Origin of the sequence: Enterobacter sp. KB-280D8 (genome assembly GCF_041399405.1) — a bacterium.
In the GTDB taxonomy this organism is placed as follows: domain Bacteria; phylum Pseudomonadota; class Gammaproteobacteria; order Enterobacterales; family Enterobacteriaceae; genus Enterobacter; species Enterobacter cloacae_N.
On the sequence record NZ_JBGKEC010000004.1, the window covers coordinates 468,415 to 485,968 of the forward strand.

The 17,554-nt window shown below is 55.5% G+C and carries 21 protein-coding genes; 11 read left to right on the top strand and 10 right to left on the bottom strand.

Translation table 11 applies throughout. The annotated features are described in order from the left end of the window. Positions 1-22 precede the first annotated feature (22 nt). Positions 23-1,522: a glutamate/gamma-aminobutyrate family transporter YjeM gene (yjeM, locus tag AB8818_RS15175; protein ID WP_192984693.1), complete on the bottom strand. Its 1,500-nt coding sequence runs from the start codon at positions 1,520-1,522 to the stop codon at positions 23-25. Between the two features lie 197 nt (positions 1,523-1,719). After that, complete coding sequence (gene epmA / locus AB8818_RS15180; RefSeq protein ID WP_166709841.1) at positions 1,720-2,697, bottom strand: elongation factor P--(R)-beta-lysine ligase; 978 nt, start codon at positions 2,695-2,697, stop codon at positions 1,720-1,722. A gap of 310 nt (positions 2,698-3,007) precedes the next feature. On the opposite strand from epmA, the gene frdA reads away from it, so the two are divergent. From frdA to frdD, 4 genes are read left to right on the top strand one after another with little or no spacing between them, the layout of a single operon-like run. Continuing rightward, positions 3,008-4,798, top strand: a complete 1,791-nt coding sequence (gene frdA / locus AB8818_RS15185) for a fumarate reductase (quinol) flavoprotein subunit (RefSeq protein ID WP_116344014.1) — start codon at positions 3,008-3,010, stop codon at positions 4,796-4,798. Beyond that, positions 4,791-5,525, top strand: a complete 735-nt coding sequence (locus AB8818_RS15190; RefSeq protein ID WP_041911494.1) for a succinate dehydrogenase/fumarate reductase iron-sulfur subunit — start codon at positions 4,791-4,793, stop codon at positions 5,523-5,525. Before frdA ends, AB8818_RS15190 begins: the two co-directional genes overlap by 8 nt. Before the next feature lie 10 nt (positions 5,526-5,535). After that, positions 5,536-5,931, top strand: coding sequence for a fumarate reductase subunit FrdC (gene frdC / locus AB8818_RS15195; protein WP_116344015.1), 396 nt, complete (start codon positions 5,536-5,538; stop codon positions 5,929-5,931). 10 nt (positions 5,932-5,941) lie between these two features. Then, positions 5,942-6,301 (top strand): fumarate reductase subunit FrdD, encoded by a 360-nt coding sequence (gene frdD / locus AB8818_RS15200; RefSeq protein WP_000609653.1) that lies wholly within the window; start codon positions 5,942-5,944, stop codon positions 6,299-6,301. Positions 6,302-6,330: 29 nt separating this feature from the next. Here frdD and ampR read toward each other — a convergent pair whose 3' ends face one another. Next, positions 6,331-7,206: a LysR family transcriptional regulator AmpR gene (ampR, locus tag AB8818_RS15205; protein ID WP_116344016.1), complete on the bottom strand. Its 876-nt coding sequence runs from the start codon at positions 7,204-7,206 to the stop codon at positions 6,331-6,333. 132 nt (positions 7,207-7,338) lie between these two features. Between ampR and blaACT the strand changes: the two genes are divergently transcribed. Further along, a complete protein-coding gene (blaACT, locus tag AB8818_RS15210) occupies positions 7,339-8,484 on the top strand; it encodes an ACT family cephalosporin-hydrolyzing class C beta-lactamase (protein WP_192984730.1) in 1,146 nt (381 codons plus the stop codon). Positions 8,485-8,591: 107 nt separating this feature from the next. After that, a complete protein-coding gene (locus AB8818_RS15215; protein WP_116344017.1) occupies positions 8,592-9,122 on the top strand; it encodes a lipocalin family protein in 531 nt (176 codons plus the stop codon). On the opposite strand, the gene sugE is transcribed toward AB8818_RS15215, so the two are convergent. Continuing rightward, entirely contained in the window at positions 9,119-9,436 is a 318-nt protein-coding gene (gene sugE, locus AB8818_RS15220; RefSeq protein WP_061099494.1) for a quaternary ammonium compound efflux SMR transporter SugE, read from the bottom strand. The two genes, AB8818_RS15215 and sugE, sit on opposite strands and share 4 nt — an antisense overlap. Before the next feature lie 257 nt (positions 9,437-9,693). Here sugE and AB8818_RS15225 point away from each other — a divergent pair, with 257 nt between their 5' ends. Further along, positions 9,694-10,293, top strand: coding sequence for a LuxR C-terminal-related transcriptional regulator (locus AB8818_RS15225; RefSeq protein WP_116344018.1), 600 nt, complete (start codon positions 9,694-9,696; stop codon positions 10,291-10,293). Positions 10,294-10,330: 37 nt separating this feature from the next. On the opposite strand, the gene ecnB is transcribed toward AB8818_RS15225, so the two are convergent. From ecnB to efp, 3 genes are all read right to left on the bottom strand, one after another. Then, positions 10,331-10,477 carry a lipoprotein toxin entericidin B gene (ecnB, locus tag AB8818_RS15230; protein ID WP_003025482.1) on the bottom strand — a complete coding sequence of 49 codons (147 nt, stop codon included), beginning with the start codon at positions 10,475-10,477 and terminating at the stop codon, positions 10,331-10,333. Between the two features lie 108 nt (positions 10,478-10,585). Further along, positions 10,586-10,717 (bottom strand): entericidin A/B family lipoprotein, encoded by a 132-nt coding sequence (locus tag AB8818_RS15235; RefSeq protein ID WP_028015234.1) that lies wholly within the window; start codon positions 10,715-10,717, stop codon positions 10,586-10,588. Between the two features lie 58 nt (positions 10,718-10,775). Further along, positions 10,776-11,342, bottom strand: a complete 567-nt coding sequence (gene efp / locus AB8818_RS15240; RefSeq protein ID WP_003855940.1) for an elongation factor P — start codon at positions 11,340-11,342, stop codon at positions 10,776-10,778. 40 nt (positions 11,343-11,382) lie between these two features. On the opposite strand from efp, the gene epmB reads away from it, so the two are divergent. Then, entirely contained in the window at positions 11,383-12,411 is a 1,029-nt protein-coding gene (gene epmB / locus AB8818_RS15245) for an EF-P beta-lysylation protein EpmB (protein ID WP_116344019.1), read from the top strand. A 64-nt stretch (positions 12,412-12,475) separates the two neighbouring features. Here the strand turns inward: epmB and AB8818_RS15250 are convergent, their stop codons facing one another. Continuing rightward, positions 12,476-12,829 (bottom strand): DUF4156 domain-containing protein, encoded by a 354-nt coding sequence (locus AB8818_RS15250; RefSeq protein ID WP_014882205.1) that lies wholly within the window; start codon positions 12,827-12,829, stop codon positions 12,476-12,478. Positions 12,830-13,063: 234 nt separating this feature from the next. Here AB8818_RS15250 and AB8818_RS15255 point away from each other — a divergent pair, with 234 nt between their 5' ends. The 3 genes from AB8818_RS15255 to iadA are packed head-to-tail and all read left to right on the top strand — an operon-like array spanning position 13,064 to position 15,345. Beyond that, positions 13,064-13,729 carry a nucleoside recognition domain-containing protein gene (locus tag AB8818_RS15255; protein ID WP_116344020.1) on the top strand — a complete coding sequence of 222 codons (666 nt, stop codon included), beginning with the start codon at positions 13,064-13,066 and terminating at the stop codon, positions 13,727-13,729. Next, on the top strand, positions 13,710-14,171 hold the full coding sequence (locus AB8818_RS15260; RefSeq protein ID WP_028015231.1) for a YjiG family protein: 462 nt from the start codon (positions 13,710-13,712) through the stop codon (positions 14,169-14,171). The genes AB8818_RS15255 and AB8818_RS15260 overlap by 20 nt, the downstream gene beginning before the upstream one ends. Before the next feature lie 10 nt (positions 14,172-14,181). Next, positions 14,182-15,345, top strand: coding sequence for a beta-aspartyl-peptidase (gene iadA, locus AB8818_RS15265; protein ID WP_192984691.1), 1,164 nt, complete (start codon positions 14,182-14,184; stop codon positions 15,343-15,345). Positions 15,346-15,409: 64 nt separating this feature from the next. Here the strand turns inward: iadA and groL are convergent, their stop codons facing one another. Beyond that, positions 15,410-17,053: a chaperonin GroEL gene (gene groL, locus AB8818_RS15270; protein ID WP_023310114.1), complete on the bottom strand. Its 1,644-nt coding sequence runs from the start codon at positions 17,051-17,053 to the stop codon at positions 15,410-15,412. 31 nt (positions 17,054-17,084) lie between these two features. Then, complete coding sequence (locus AB8818_RS15275) at positions 17,085-17,378, bottom strand: co-chaperone GroES (RefSeq protein WP_003855929.1); 294 nt, start codon at positions 17,376-17,378, stop codon at positions 17,085-17,087. Positions 17,379-17,554: the final 176 nt, after the last annotated feature.

The following is a 17,554-nucleotide window of genomic DNA, read 5'->3' on the forward strand; positions in this document are numbered from 1 at the left end:
TTTCGGGAGGGGGATTTTACCGCTACGCCACTTCCGCGACGTACGCCATTGAACGCCGACGGTAATTCTCATAAATTCCCATCGCCAGCAGCGAGAAGAAGATCGGCCCACCGACCATCCACAGCGCGCTGTTCCAGTCGTTTGCCTCAACCACGGGCTGAATAACGGTAAAGATGTTGGCAAACGCCACGACCAGCACCACCACCGTAGTTGCCAGCAGCGTTGCCGCGCGGGTTTTGAAGATCACAAATGGACGCTCAAGGTCCCGCTTCGCCTTAAAGAACGGGAACGCCAGGGTGAGGAACAGGTACGGCAGCGTCATCGACACGTTCGCCATCAGGGTCAGCTTGTTATAGAACGCAGACGCGGTATCACCGCCAAATGACACCAGCAGAATGAACACGCACACCAGCAGACACTGCATCCACATGGCGTTGGCCGGCATGCCTGCGGTATTCAGCTGCGTCATGCGTGCCGGCCACAGCGCTTTTGGCGTGCCCTGAATGATCGCTTTCAGCGGCGAGTAGATCAGCGTAAAGAACGCGCCGGTATAGGCAAGGAACATCGACAGGCCGGTAATGCGCGCAAACCAGATCCCCATGGTGACCGATGCTTCCGGCGTCAGGTGCATGGCGTTACCCAACGTCATCCCCAGGCTTTTCATCAGCACGTAGGTGATGTTCCCGAGGTTAGTGGTGTCGTTACTCAACACCTGCTGCCAGCTGGTACTGACGCCCCAAAGGAAAATCGCCAGCGAGTAGCCGATGGAGATGACGATGGCGGCAAAAATAATCCCTTTGGCGAAATTCTTTTCCGGGTTCTCTGTCTTATCGACCAGCCCGCCTACCGCTTCAATACCGCCGTAGGCAAAAATGGCAAACACCACGAAGGAGAGCATGGCCAGCCCGGACTGATAGCCCGGATTAGGCGATGATACGAAGTTCACCTCCTGCGCGAAGTGCCCGCCGTTCAGGCACAGAATGGCGATACTCGCCAGCAGCAGCACCAGGTTCAGGCACATCACGGAAATACCGCCAACGGCGGTGATACGGGCAATTTTGTTGATGCCTTTTGACGCTACCAGCGTGACCACCACCATCCAGCACACCGCCAGAATACCGACCACCTGCGTGGAGCTCAGCCCCGCCAGAGACCATATCTGCGTTTTATCCGCCCCGAAAAGAAACGTTGAGAACGGCACCCAGACTTTGGCCGCCGTGCTGACCATCCAGACGACGTAGGAGGAGAACCACATAAACGTGCCGATAAATGCGTAACGCGGACCGATGCTGTTGTTCATCCATGAATAGATACCGCCCTCTTCTTTCCGGTAAGCCGAGCCCATCTCCGCCATCATCAGCGCAAACGGGATAAAGAAGAACAGAGCAGAAACGATATAAAACGGCGTCGCGCTGTAGCCCATCAGATAGAAAGCCGACGGGCTATTGGCAAAGCCAAAGACTGACGTAAAAATCATCAGGATGAGCCCGGTGAGGGTCATCTTTTTGAGTGACTGGGACATATAACCATCCGAAGAGGAATTAAACTGCGCGGATGGTAGCAGATGACCAGACTAATATTGTGGCTATACGAGGCAATTTAAGAAAAAGACCCGTGTACAGAGAAAATGGCAGTTTTTAATGTTGCCGTGCGAAAATGGAAAGGAATATTGCCACAGGTAATGTATGCCGGGTAAGCGCTGCGCCACCCGGCATTTTTTCAGGCACGATCGACCGTAAAGGCAATCACATCGCCAAGCTGCTCGGCGTCCAGCGCCAGCATGACCAGACGGTCAACCCCCAGCGCCACGCCGGAGCAATCCGGCAGGCCCGCCTTTAAGGCTTCCAGCAGGTTAGTATCAATCGGCTGCTGCGGCAGACCGCGCGCGGCGCGCTTGCGGTTATCCTGCTCGAAACGCTGCTGCTGTTCGCGCGCGTCGGTCAGCTCGTGGAAGCCGTTCGCCAGCTCGATGCCTTTGTAATAGACCTCAAAACGCTCTGCCACGCGGTGATCTTCGGTGCTGATCTGCGCCAGAGACGCCTGGCTTGCGGGGAAGTGATAGACAAACGTCGGACGTTCTTTACCAATCTGCGGTTCCACGCCGAAGGTGAACAGCAGCTGCAGCAGCGTGTCGCGATCCTCCTCGGTATCCGCCACGTTGCTCAGATCCAGTTTTGCCGCCACTTCACGCAGCTGAGCTTTGTCCGCCGACAGCGGATCGATTTCCAGATGGCGCTGGAAGGCCTGTTGATAGGAGAGCGTTTCGGCTTCTGAACAGTCCAGCACCTGCTGCAGCAGATCGTCCACCTCGTTCATCAGGCGGTACATATCATAATGCGGGCGGTACCACTCCAGCATGGTGAATTCCGGGTTATGGTGACGCCCCATCTCTTCATTACGGAAGCTGCGGCACAGCTGATACACCGGACCACACCCCGCCGCCAGCAGGCGCTTCATGTGATATTCCGGGCTGGTCATCAGATACAGATTCATGCCCTGAGAGTGGCCAGGGCCAACAAAACGGGTTTCAAACGGGACCAGATGAATATCCGTTACCGTTGCCTGACTCATGCACGGGGTTTCCACCTCCAGGACGCCGCGGTCGGCAAAGAAACGGCGGATCTCCGTCATAATTGCGGCGCGTTTTAACAGATTTGGGATGGATGCGCTCGGCTGCCAGGTGGCCGTTTCGCTCATGAGTTTTTCTCCGATTTCAGACAAGGGCACGAAGTCTACTCGTTAGCAGGGACAGAGACAAATTTTGCGCAGTAAAAAAGCGCATTTCATTTAAGTGGATTATTTCGTGACGCAATTCATCAATCACGATGATAAATCACCGCACAGAACAGCAAAAAAATCGAACACGTCAAATTTCCCTGACGTCTACGCGGTTATACTCTTTTACCCATAAAGGAGCAGTGGAAACGCTTTCGCAATCGTCCGCGTGGACGGGTGAACTACCTTTAGTTTGTCGCGTTGCGAAATAACAAAAATCTGGAGGAATGTCGTGCAAACTTTTCAAGCCGATCTTGCCGTAATAGGCGCTGGCGGGGCTGGATTACGTGCTGCGATTGCTGCAGCACAAGCTAATCCTGACGCTAAAATCGCATTGATTTCAAAAGTCTATCCAATGCGCAGCCACACGGTGGCAGCAGAAGGAGGGTCCGCCGCCGTTGCGCAGGATCATGACAGCTTCGAATACCATTTCCACGACACGGTTGCAGGGGGGGACTGGCTTTGCGAACAGGATGTCGTTGACTACTTCGTGCACCATTGTCCAACTGAAATGACCCAGCTTGAACAGTGGGGATGTCCGTGGAGCCGCCGTCCGGACGGCAGCGTCAACGTTCGTCGCTTCGGGGGGATGAAAATCGAACGTACCTGGTTCGCCGCCGATAAGACCGGCTTCCACATGCTGCACACCCTGTTCCAGACCTCTCTTCAGTTCCCACAAATCCAGCGCTTTGATGAACATTTTGTCCTCGACATTCTGGTCGATGACGGTCATGCACGTGGCCTGGTGGCGATGAACATGATGGAAGGCACCCTCGTCCAGATCCGTGCCAATGCGGTGGTGATGGCAACGGGCGGTGCGGGACGCGTCTATCGCTACAACACCAACGGCGGCATCGTCACCGGTGACGGCATGGGCATGGCGCTGAGCCATGGCGTGCCGCTGCGCGATATGGAGTTTGTACAGTATCACCCAACCGGTCTGCCGGGCTCGGGCATTCTGATGACGGAAGGCTGCCGCGGCGAAGGCGGTATCCTGGTCAACAAAAACGGCTACCGCTATCTGCAGGATTACGGCATGGGCCCGGAAACCCCTCTCGGCGAGCCGAAGAACAAATACATGGAACTCGGCCCGCGCGACAAAGTCTCTCAGGCCTTCTGGCACGAGTGGCGCAAGGGCAACACCATCTCCACGCCGCGCGGCGACGTGGTCTATCTCGATCTGCGTCACCTGGGCGAGAAGAAACTGCTGGAGCGTCTGCCGTTCATCTGCGAACTGGCGAAAGCTTACGTCGGCGTCGATCCGGTGAAAGAGCCGATTCCGGTACGCCCAACCGCGCACTACACCATGGGCGGGATTGAAACCGACCAACAGTGTGAAACCCGCATTAAAGGGCTGTTCGCCGTAGGCGAGTGTTCCTCCGTCGGCCTGCACGGCGCCAACCGCCTGGGCTCTAACTCGCTGGCAGAGCTGGTCGTCTTTGGCCGCATGGCGGGCGAGCGTGCGATGGAGCGTGCGGCGACCGCAGGCGAAGCAAACGGCGCGGCGCTGGATGCGCAGGTCACAGACGTTGAAAAACGCCTGAAGGATCTGGTGAACCAGGAAGGTAACGAGAACTGGTCGAAGATCCGCGACGAGATGGGCCTGTCGATGGAAGAAGGCTGCGGTATCTACCGTACGCCGGAACTGATGCAGAAAACCGTCGACAAGCTGGCGGAACTGCAGGAGCGCTTCAAGCGCGTGCGCATCACCGACACCTCCAGCGTCTTCAATACCGACCTGCTCTATACCATTGAGCTGGGCCACGGCCTGAACGTCGCGGAATGTATGGCGCACTCTGCGCTGGCGCGTAAAGAGTCTCGCGGCGCACACCAGCGTCTGGACGAAGGCTGTACCGAACGTGACGACGTCAATTTCCTGAAACACACTCTCGCCTGGCGCGATGCGGATGGCACCACGCGTCTGGATTACAGCGACGTGAAAATCACCACGCTGCCACCGGCTAAACGCGTGTACGGCGCAGAAGCAGAAGCCGCCGAGAAGAAGGAGAAGGCGAATGGCTGAGATGCAAAAACTGAAAGTTGAAGTGGTGCGCTACAACCCGGAGGTGGATACCGCCCCCCACAGCGCTTTCTATGAAGTGCCCTATGACGAGCAAACCTCCCTGCTGGATGCGCTCGGCTATATCAAAGACAACCTGGCGCCGGACCTGAGCTACCGCTGGTCCTGCCGCATGGCGATCTGTGGCTCCTGCGGCATGATGGTCAACAAGGTACCGAAGCTGGCGTGTAAAACCTTCCTGCGCGATTACACTAAGGGCATCAAGGTTGAAGCGCTGGGCAACTTCCCGATCGAGCGTGATCTGGTGGTCGATATGACCCACTTTATCGAAAGTCTGGAAGCGATTAAGCCGTACATCATCGGCAACCCACGCACGCCGGACCAGGGTCCGAACACCCAGACGCCGGCGCAGATGGCGAAATACCATCAGTTCTCTGGCTGCATCAACTGCGGCCTGTGCTACGCCGCCTGTCCACAGTTTGGCCTGAACCCGGAGTTCATCGGCCCGGCCGCTATTACCCTGGCGCACCGCTATAACGAAGACAGCCGCGACCACGGTAAAAAAGAACGTATGGCGCAGCTTAACGGTCAGAACGGCGTCTGGACCTGTACCTTTGTGGGCTACTGCTCCGAAGTCTGTCCAAAGCACGTCGACCCGGCCGCGGCCATTCAACAGGGTAAAGTGGAAAGCTCGAAAGACTTTCTTATCGCTACCCTGAAACCACGCTAAGGAGTGCATAATGACGACTAAACGCAAAGCCTACGTGCGGCCAGTGCCGTCCACCTGGTGGAAAAACCTGCCGTTTTATCGCTTCTATATGCTGCGTGAAGGCACGGCGGTACCGGCGGTCTGGTTCAGCCTTGAGCTGATGTACGGCGTTTTCGCCCTCAAACACGGGCCGGAAACCTGGGCCAGCTTTGTGGGGTTCCTGCAAAACCCAATCATCGTAGTTCTGAACCTGATCGCGCTCGCGGCGGCGCTGCTTCATACCAAAACCTGGTTTGAACTGGCGCCAAAAGCGGCGAATATCATTATAAAAGACGAAAAAATGGGGCCGGAGCCAGTCATTAAAGGGCTGTGGGCAGTGACGATCCTGGTCACTGTGGTCGTTCTGTTTGTCGCACTGTTCTGGTAAGGAGACTACTGTGATCAATCCAAATCCAAAACGTTCAGACGAGCCGGTCTTCTGGGGCCTGTTTGGCGCAGGCGGCATGTGGAGTGCCATTATCGCCCCGGTTATCATCCTGCTGGTCGGCATTATGCTGCCGCTGGGGCTGTTCCCGGGCGATGCGCTGAGCTACGAACGCGTGCTGGCGTTTGCGAGCAGCTTTATCGGCCGCGTGTTCATCTTCCTGATGATCGTCCTGCCATTGTGGTGCGGTCTGCACCGTATTCACCATGCGATGCATGACCTGAAAATCCATGTGCCGAGCGGTAAATGGGTATTCTACGGGCTGGCAACCATCCTGACCGTGGTGACGCTGATTGCGGTTGTCACTATCTGACGCTTCTGGCCCGCCATCCGGCGGGCCTTTTATTTCTTCATCTTTCCCACCAGCCACTGGGCAAATTCACGCATTGCGGACGTTTCAGCCCGCGACTGCAGTCTCGTTAACCAGTAACTGCCCAGATCAATTTGCGTTGTAAACGGCTGCACAATACGCTCGCTGTTCAGCAAATGGGTAAACATATCGACAGGCGCAATGGCAATGCCCATACCTGCCTGCGCGGCTTCCAGCATGGTGACAGACGAATCAAATACCATCACCCGGTGCGTTGGCGAGGGAGGATGCTCGCCTGCCGCCTGCATCCATGCCGACCATTCGTCGCGTCGGTAAGAGCGCAACAGGGTAAACTTCAGGATGTCGGTCGGAGAGTGGAGCACGGCGGCGATTTCGGGCGAGCAAAGCGGCGCCAGCGGTGCGGGGCACAGGAAGTGCGCCTCGGTGCCGTGCCACGCTCCACCGCCGTAGCGGATCGTATAATCAAGCCCTTCAGCCGCCGGATCGACGCGGTTGTTATGGGTGGAAAGATGGAGATCGATATGCGGATAACAGCGGCGAAAGTCTGCGAGCTGAGAGAATAAAACACCCGTAGCAAAAGTCCCAACCACGCCGATTTTTAGCTTCTCCTGGGCGCGCTGGCTGGCAAAGCGATCCAGCATTCCGGCGATACGATCGAATGAATCATTCAGCACCGGCAGCAGATTTTCCCCCTCCGTGGTCAGCATCAGGCCGCGCGAAACGCGGACAAACAGCTGACAATTCAGATGCTGTTCCAGCGCCTTAACATGCTGGCTGATGGCTGAATGGGTGACATTCAGCTCTATCGCGGCATGCGTAAAACTGAGGTGCCGGGCGGCCGCTTCGAAGGCCCGAAGCGAATTAAGCGGGAGATAGCTGCGGGTCATCGTTCCATCCGTTAGAAAAATTAACAGCTCATGCTAAATTTAACCGTTTGTCAGCCATAGTCAAATCCAACAGACTACAGCGGTCTGTCGGGCCCGGACACTCCCTTGACATGCTATTACGGAAGATAAATGATGATGACAAAATCCCTTTGCTGCGCCCTGCTGCTCAGCACCTCCTGCTCGGTATTAGCTGCCCCGATGTCAGAAAAACAGCTGGCTGACGTGGTGGAACGTACCGTTACGCCGCTGATGAAAGCGCAGGCCATTCCAGGCATGGCGTTGGCCGTGATTTATCAGGGCCAGCCACGCTACTTTACCTTCGGAAAAGCCGACATCGCGGCGAACAAGCCCGTCACCCCGCAAACCCTGTTCGAGCTGGGCTCTATAAGTAAAACCTTCACCGGCGTGCTGGGAGGCGATGCCATTGCCCGCGGCGAAATATCGCTGGGCGATCCGGTAACCAAATATTGGCCTGAACTGACAGGCAAGCAGTGGCAGGGAATTCGCATGCTGGATCTGGCAACCTATACAGCAGGAGGTCTGCCGTTACAGGTACCGGATGAGGTCACGGATAACGCCTCCCTGCTGCGCTTCTATCAAAACTGGCAGCCGCAGTGGAAACCGGGCACCACGCGTCTTTATGCCAATGCCAGCATCGGTTTGTTTGGCGCGCTGGCGATCAAACCTTCCGGCATGGGCTATGAGCAGGCCATGACGACGCGGGTCTTTAAGCCGCTCAAGCTCGACCATACCTGGATTAATGTTCCGAAAGCGGAGGAGGCGCATTACGCCTGGGGATATCGTGACGGTAAAGCGGTCCACGTTTCACCGGGCATGCTGGACGCAGAGGCGTATGGCGTGAAAACCAACGTGCAGGATATGGCAAGCTGGGTGATGGCCAACATGGCCCCTGACGCGCTGCAGGATACATCCCTGAAGCAAGGCATTACGCTGGCGCAGTCCCGCTACTGGCGCGTGGGTGCTATGTATCAGGGGCTGGGCTGGGAGATGCTCAACTGGCCGGTCGATGTAAAAACCGTTGTCGGAGGCAGCGATAACAAGGTTGCCCTGGCACCGTTGCCCGCGAGAGAAGTGAATCCTCCGGCGCCTCCGGTAAAAGCCTCATGGGTGCATAAAACCGGCTCAACCGGCGGGTTTGGCAGCTACGTGGCATTTATTCCTGAAAAGCAGCTCGGCATTGTGATGCTGGCAAATAAAAGCTATCCGAACCCGGCGCGAGTTGAGGCGGCATACCGTATTCTTGACGCGATGCAGTAAAACATTGCCGGGTAGCGCTAACGCTTACCCGGCGAAACATCCCGCACATTGCTCCGCTTTTTTCCTGCTGTCATCTACACTTAACAAAAAACAGTAAGGAAACTCCTATGCGCATTCTGCCTGTTATCGCCGCGGTGACGGCCGCGTTTTTGGTTGTTGCCTGCAGTTCCCCTACTCCACCGCCTGGCGTTACCGTCGTCACGCCTTTTGATGCACAACGCTTCCTCGGAACATGGTACGAAATCGCACGCCTCGATCACCGGTTTGAGCAAGGCCTGGAGAAGGTCACGGCACATTACAGCCTGATGGATGATGGCGGTATTCAGGTGATCAACCGGGGTTATAATCCCGATCGAGAGATGTGGCAGCAGTCGGTTGGGAAAGCCTACTTCACTGGCGACCCGCGACGGGCCGCGCTCAAAGTCTCTTTCTTCGGCCCGTTTTATGGCGGCTATAACGTAATAGCGCTCGACAGAGAGTACCGTCACGCGCTGGTCTGCGGGCCGGATCGCGACTATCTGTGGATACTTTCCCGCACGCCAACTATTTCGTCAGAAATGAAACAGCAGATGCTGGATGTCGCGACCCGGCAGGGGTTTGATGTATCGAAACTCATCTGGGTAAAACAGCCCCATTAATGGGTGCTGAGCTTCAGTCCAATGATACCGGCCACAATCAGAGCGAGGCTGGCAATGCGCGCCAGGCTCGCTGACTCACCCAGCAGCAAAATGCCGGTAATCGCCGCGCCTACGGCACCGATCCCCGTCCAGACGGCGTAGGCCGTTCCCACCGGCAGGGAACGCATCGCCCACGAGAGCAGAACAATACTCACGATCATCGCAGTAACGGTAATGACGCTGGGCGTCAGGCGGGTAAATCCGTGCGTGTACTTGAGACCAATCGCCCACACCACTTCGAGCAGGCCAGCAATCAAAAGAATAATCCAGGACATATCAGGCTCCTTAACTTAAAAAGTTGGGGCCGTCCCCGATGAAGGAAGCGCTTACGGGTCGTCCCGCAAGGCAGATAACACCCCATATTTTGGTTAGTGTGCGATTTTTTTTCAATCAATTTCTGCTGATCGCGTTAAGCCCAGAAATAGCCGCAGTAAGGCGCGGAGTTCAGGCATTTATTACTCATCGGACTTCTCTATGATGATGTGCTTTCTGATGGCAGGAAGCCAAACCACTAGCCGATTGCGAATAAAATATGTTCAAAATTCTTTTGATTGACCGTTGTCACTTCACCCGTACCGGGTTCGAAGCATGGCTCAATCATTCCGGTTTGTTCCCGGGGCACTACGTTGTGACCGGGCTGAACAATCTCTTCCTTGCCAGAGAACACATTCTGCAATGGAAACCCGCGCTGGTTATCGCTGACCTGCATGGTTTCCGCCAGGATATTCACCATTTTCAGCAATTCTCGTCCTTGCTGAACGCCAGCGAAAAATTACCCTTTATTATGCTGCAATCAGGAGAGGACAGGGACATGACGGCCTGGCTGGAGAACTTCCCGGTCTGGTCTTCGCTGATGAAAAATGCCCGTCTTGAGGAACTCGCGGCGGTTATTAATGACGCGTTAATCTCGGGCGCAAGCACGCACAGACCTACTGTGGCCGCTCCCTTGCTAACCCGACAGGAAGAGAAAGTGCTGACATTGTGGATGGACGGCGCGAGCAATCAAAAAATTGCTGCTCACCTGAGTATCAATGGCAAAACGGTTTATACCTATAAACGAAATATCCGCATGAAACTGCATATGGATACGCGCTTTTCACCCTTTTTATCCTTGCAGGAGTCAGAAAGCTGACGGTACGAAACCCATTCGGTCCCGTACCGTGTGTTCATTACTGCTGAGCTTTCGTTGCCGCACCAGAGATCGCGCTACCGCCTTCAGAAATATCCTGACCGACGCCGCGCGTGGTATTACAGGCCGTTAACACTGAAGAAAGCACCAGGACTGAAAAGATCGCTGCAATTGTCTTCTTAACCATAATATCTTCCTTTTATAGCCAAAGTTGTTTTGTGTATAGCAACTTAAGAATAGACAAGATCCCGTCGGTTGACGGAAAAGGAAGCATTTTTAGGAAAATTAGACGAGCCTAGCTGGCTGCGTGGGAAATGATATGTCCAAGGTCCTGGATATCTTCCCCCATGCCACGCGCGGTGTTACAGCCGGAAAGCAGTACGCTGGAGAGCGCTAACAGAAGCAGAATTTTAACGGTACGTTTCATCATCCCTGCCTGCAAAAATCAGGCGCAGCGGGCGCTGCGCCTCGAATCATGACGTAAATTACTTCACGCGGGATACGTATTCGCCGGAGCGAGTATCCACTTTGATCACTTCACCGATCTGAACGAACAGTGGCACTTTCACCACAGCGCCAGTGGAGAGCGTTGCTGGCTTGCCGCCAGTACCCGCGGTATCACCTTTCAGACCTGGATCGGTTTCAACGATTTCCAGCTCAACAAAGTTTGGTGGGGTAACAGCGATAGGCTGGCCGTTCCACAGGGTCACGATGCACTCAGCCTGATCCAGCAACCACTTCGCGTTATCGCCAATTGCTTTCGCGTCAGCAGACAGCTGCTCGAACGTTTCGTTGTTCATGAAGTGCCAGAACTCACCGTCGTTGTACAGGTAAGTCAGGTTCATATCGACAACATCAGCGCCTTCAGCAGAGTCAGTAGATTTGAAGGTTTTCTCAACACGGGTACCGGTCAGCAGGCGGCGCAGCTTAACGCGTGCGAATGCCTGGCCTTTACCTGGTTTAACGAATTCGCTGGCTTCAACCGCGTACGGTTCGCCGTCCATCATGATTTTAAGACCAGCACGAAAATCGTTGCTATAGTACGTTGCCATAAGGCCCTCTAAATTTGTTAACTGGTAGCTAAGCCACAAAATGGCGCATATTGTAACCCTAAACACCCCGTCCAGAGAAGATTGGTTATCGCAACTTGCCGATGTAATCACCAGTCCTGATGAATTGCTGCGTCTTTTAGACCTCGATCAGCACCCGGAGTTGCTTGCAGGCCGCGAGGCAAAGCGACTTTTCGCCCTGCGCGTTCCCCGCGCGTTTGTTGCGCGCATGGAAAAAGGCAATCCAGACGATCCTTTATTAAAACAAACGCTTACGTCACAGGATGAGTTTATTACAGCGCCGGGATACAGCACCGATCCGCTGGAAGAGCAGAACAGCGTGGTGCCGGGTTTACTGCACAAATATCTCAATCGCGCCCTGCTGCTGGTAAAAGGCGGCTGCGCGGTTAATTGTCGTTATTGCTTCCGTCGGCACTTCCCGTACGCCGAAAACCAGGGAAATAAGCGTAACTGGCAGGTTGCGCTGGACTATATCGCCGCCCATCCAGAGCTGGATGAGATTATTTTTTCCGGCGGTGACCCGCTGATGGCAAAAGATCATGAGCTGGACTGGCTTTTGACGCAGCTTGAAGCCATCCCGCACATCAAACGTCTGCGCATTCACAGCCGTTTACCGATTGTCATTCCGGCACGTATCACTGACGGCCTGGTTGCGCGCCTGGAGCAGTCCCGTCTGCAGGTGCTGCTGGTAAACCATATCAACCACGCGAACGAAATCGACGATGAATTTCGCGCGGCGATGGCGCGTCTGCGTAAGGCGGGCGTCACTCTGCTCAACCAAAGCGTCCTCCTGCGCGGCGTGAACGATAATGCCCGCGCACTGGCCGATCTCAGCAACGCCTTGTTTGACGCAGGCGTGATGCCCTATTACCTGCACGTACTGGATCGCGTGCAGGGTGCGGCACACTTCATGGTGACGGATGAGGAAGCCCGACAGATTATGCGCGAGCTGTTAACGCTGGTTTCAGGGTACATGGTGCCGAAACTGGCACGCGAGATTGGCGGAGAGCCGAGTAAGACGCCGCTGGATTTGCAACTGCGGCAGCGCTAAAAGGCAGTTGGCGCTACGCTTACCTGCCCTACGAGGTGGGGCGCAGCGCCATCAGCAAGTAAACTCAGTTCGGGCACTTATAAACCTGGCCGCTCATCTGGCTGGCCGTCGGCACGAAGCTGGAAAGCATTCCTTGCGTCGGGCTGCTCACGCCGTAAATCACGTTCCCCCCCATAGCTGCAGCCTGGTTACGCAGGGCATTCGCCGCGCCGCGCATAGAGCCGCCTTCTTCACCGTGCTGACCCGACATCCAGTTACTTTGTTCACCGGTGGCCGTACCTAACAGCTGGCATTCGCTGCCTGGCTTATCTTCCACAAAGCGAACGCCCTGGCCCGCTGCCGACAGTTCATTGCTGGAGCTACAACCCGCCAGCAGCAATGCTGCTCCTACGATCCCTGCACAGACTTTTACGCGCATGTTATTCCTCGTTTTCAATAAGCTGGACAGTAATTGTCCGTGTGTAAATCTTATACCTAAAAGATGACTAAAAGAAAAATCCCCGCGCATTTCTGCGAGCCAGATTCCGTACGCTATTCCTCCGATATCATAAATGAATTCTGATAATGCCCTTTGGGATATCGTGTTTTAGCCCCCGATCGTTTTTAGTGTTGCGACGTACAACTTTTGTACGCGATTAAAACAGGGGGTTTCATGAGTGCATCATCCTCAGGAGAGGAAAAGGTAACATGGGTGGGCTATCTGGCGTTTGTGCTCACCATCGTATTTTTCTCAGGCTTTTTCGCCAAAAGTACCGAATGGTGGCGCGTGCTGGATTTTACTGTCTTAAACGGCAGCTTTGGTCCGGTGAACGGCGCACTAACATTTCGCGGCGAGGGCGGTACGGGGGCGAAAGACGGTTTCTTATTTGCCCTTGAACTGGCGCCTTCGGTCATTTTGTCGCTCGGGATCATTGCCGTCACCGAGGGGCTGGGTGGGCTGCGTGCCGCACAACAGCTAATGACGCCCATTTTGCGCCCGCTGCTTGGCGTACCGGGCATCTGCTCTCTGGCCCTCATCGCCAACCTGCAAAATACCGATGCCGCAGCAGGGATGACCAAAGAGTTGACCGACGAAGGGGCAATTACCGATCGCGAGCGCGCCATTTTCGCCACCTTCCAGACCAGCGGTAGCGCCATCATTACCAACTATTTTTCTTCCGGTGCCGCACTTTTTACCTTCATTACCGTCCCGGTGATTACGCCGCTTGCCGTCATACTGGTGTTTAAATTTGTTGGCGCGAACTTCCTGCGCCTGTGGATCGCCCACATGGAAGATCGTTGTATTCAGGAGGAAAAAAATGATCGCCCAGCCGCGTAAAAATATCATGGACATGTTTATTGATGGCGCCCGCCGAGGCTTTACCATCGCCACCACCAGCCTGCTGCCTAACGTGGTTATGGCGTTTGTCATCATTCAGGCGCTCAAGGTGACCGGCCTGCTGGATATTGTTGGCAATATTTGCGAGCCGATCATGGCGCTGTGGGGGCTTCCGGGCGCGGCGGCAACGGTCCTTCTGGCCTCAGTGATGAGTATGGGCGGCGGCGTGGGGGTCTGCGCCAGCCTGGTGGCTGCCGGCACGCTCAACGGCCACGATGCCACCGTCCTGCTTCCCGCCATCTATCTGATGGGCAATCCGGTACAAAACACGGGCCGCTGCCTGGGTACCGCAGGGGTGAACCCCAAATATTACCCGCACATCATTACTGTCTGCGTCATTAACGCCCTACTCTCAATGTGGGTAATGCAGCTACTCTTCTGAGGAGATAAAAATGGATTTTTCAGTGCTGGAACCCCATCTTTTCCGCAATGTGCACCTTTACGCGCCGGAGGATCGGGGACGTTGCGATCTGCTGATCGCCGGGGGAAAAATCGTCGCGATTGAAAAAACGGATCGCGCAACAACACAGCTTAACTGTCCTGAAAGCGATCTCGCCGGGGCGGTGGTTTGCCCGGGCTTTATCGATCAGCACGTGCACCTGATCGGCGGCGGCGGTGAAGCTGGCCCGCACACCCGGACGCCGGAGGTGCGGTTATCCGCGCTTGTGGCGGCGGGCATCACCTCCGTTGTTGGACTGCTGGGTACCGACGGCGTAACCCGCCATCCCGAATCTCTGCTGGCAAAAACGCGGGCGCTTGAGCACGAAGGGATCAGCGCGTGGATGCTGACAGGCGCGTACGGGCTGCCTTCTCCGACGATTACCGGCAGTGTCGAAAAGGATGTGGCACTGATTGATAAAATCATCGGCGTGAAATGCGCGATTTCCGACCATCGCTCCTCCGCACCGACGGATGACCAGCTCGCGAATATGGCCGCCCAGTCGCGCGTCGGCGGACTGCTGGGTGCCAAAGCCGGCATATCCGTGTTTCACCTCGGCAACAGCCCGAAGCTGCTGGAGCCGCTGTATAACATGCTCGATAACGCCGACGTTCCTCGCACGAAGCTGCTGCCAACCCACGTTAACCGCGACCAGACGCTGTTCCTCGCCGCGCTGAACTATGCCCGCGAAGGGGGTTATATCGACATTACCACCAGCATCCGAGAGCCCCTTGATGCCGCCACCGCCATCGTGACGGCCCGTGAAGCGCAGGTGCCGTTTAACCGGCTTACGCTCAGCTCGGACGGTAACGGCAGCCAGCCGATTTTTGATGCAAACGGCAATCTGGTGGGCATTGGCGTAGCGGGCTTCGAGTCCCTGCCCGAAACCCTACAGCAGCTGGTCAGCCGGTATCACCTGCCGCTGGAGGAGGCGCTTCTGCCGTTTACGCGTAACGTGGCGGAGTTTCTCGGGCTGGAGCATAAGGGGCGGATCGCGCCAGGATGCGATGCCGATTTCCTGGTGCTGACGGATGACCTGAAGATCCGCGAGGTCTGGGCGAAAGGCCGCCAGATGGTGCGCGAAGGCGTAGCGTGCGTGAAAGGAACATTTGAGTAGCGGCAATAAAAAACCCCGGGCATTTCTGCCCGGGGTTCGTTCTGAGAGGTTCAGAACAACATGATTACATCATGCCGCCCATTCCACCCATGCCGCCCATACCAGCAGCACCTAAGTCAGGCGCGTCGCCTTTTGGCAGGTCGGTCACCATGCACTCGGTAGTGATCATCAGGCCAGCTACAGATGCCGCGTACTGCAGAGCAGAACGGGTCACTTTAGTTGGGTCCAGGATACCGAAGTCGATCATGTTGCCGTATTCTTCAGTTGCAGCGTTGTAACCGTAGTTACCTTCGCCCGCTTTCACGTTGTTTGCAACCACAGACGGTTCTTCACCGGCGTTGGACACGATCTGACGCAGAGGGGCTTCCATTGCGCGCAGCGCAACTTTGATACCCACGTTCTGATCTTCGTTCTGTGCGGTCAGGCCAGCCAGTTTAGCGGCTACACGCACCAGCGCGACACCACCACCCGCAACCACGCCCTCTTCTACCGCAGCACGGGTCGCGTGCAGGGCATCGTCAACGCGTGCTTTCTTCTCTTTCATTTCAACTTCGGTCGCCGCACCGACTTTGATTACCGCAACGCCGCCAGCCAGTTTCGCTACGCGCTCCTGCAGTTTTTCACGGTCGTAATCGGAAGTGGCTTCTTCGATCTGCTTACGGATCTGACCAACACGGCCCTGAATAGCAGCTTCTTCACCCACACCGTCGATAATGGTGGTGGTGTCTTTGTTGATCACAACGCGTTTTGCCTGGCCCAGGTCTTCCAGGGTCGCTTTTTCCAGCTCCATACCGATCTCTTCAGAGATCACGGTACCGCCGGTCAGGGTAGCGATATCCTGCAGCATCGCTTTACGGCGATCGCCGAAGCCAGGTGCTTTAACCGCAGCCACCTTCACGATGCCGCGCATGGTGTTAACCACCAGAGTCGCCAGCGCTTCGCCTTCAACATCTTCAGCGATGATAACCAGCGGCTTGCCTGCTTTCGCAACGGCTTCCAGCACTGGCAGCATTTCGCGGATGTTGGAGATTTTCTTGTCAGCCAGCAGGATGAACGGGCTTTCCAGCTCAACAGCGCCAGTTTCCGGCTTGTTGATGAAGTATGGGGACAGGTAACCGCGGTCGAACTGCATACCTTCAACCACGTCCAGTTCGTCTTCCAGACCGGTACCGTCTTCTACGGTGATCACGCCTTCTTTACCGACTTTATCCATCGCTTCAGCGATCAATTTACCTACGGTTTCGTCGGAGTTAGCGGAGATGGTACCAACCTGTGCAATGGCTTTAGAGTCAGAGCAAGGTACGGACAGCGCTTTCAGTTCTTCAACAGCGGATGCGACAGCTTTGTCGATACCACGTTTCAGATCCATTGGGTTCATGCCCGCAGCAACGGCTTTCAGACCTTCGGTGATGATTGCCTGCGCCAGAACGGTCGCGGTGGTGGTACCGTCACCCGCAGCGTCGTTCGCTTTGGAGGCAACTTCTTTCACCATCTGCGCGCCCATGTTTTCGAACTTGTCTTCCAGCTCGATTTCACGTGCTACAGAAACACCATCTTTAGTGATGGTTGGCGCGCCGAAGGATTTATCCAGCACTACGTTACGGCCTTTCGGGCCCAGGGTCACTTTAACTGCATCTGCCAGTACGTTTACGCCGCGGAGCATTTTTACACGAGCGTCGTTACCGAATTTTACGTCTTTAGCTGCCATGTTCTTATTTCCTCAAATTCTCGTGCGTAAATTACGCTTCAACAATTGCCAGAATGTCGCTCTCGGACATGATCAACACTTCTTCATTGTCGATCTTCTCGGATTTCACGCCGTAGCCATCGTTGAAAATTACGATGTCACCAACTTTAACGTCCAGCGGCTGCACAGTTCCGTTTTCCAGGATGCGGCCCTTACCGACAGCGATGATTTCGCCACGCGTTGATTTGGCTGCTGCAGAACCGGTCAGAACGATGCCGCCAGCAGACTTGGTTTCAACTTCTTTACGTTTGACGATCACACGATCATGTAACGGACGAATACTCATTGATAGCTCTCCTTTGAGAAAGTCATTATCAGTTATGGATGACGCCGGCCCGCATGCGGTTTTCCGACTAGTGCCCTGAGAGATGGGGATAGCTTTTTATCCCTTCAAGGGGGAATCGAAAAAAAATTTGCGAAAGTGTTACCATCCACTCTCTTTTGATGGCGGCAGGACAGGGT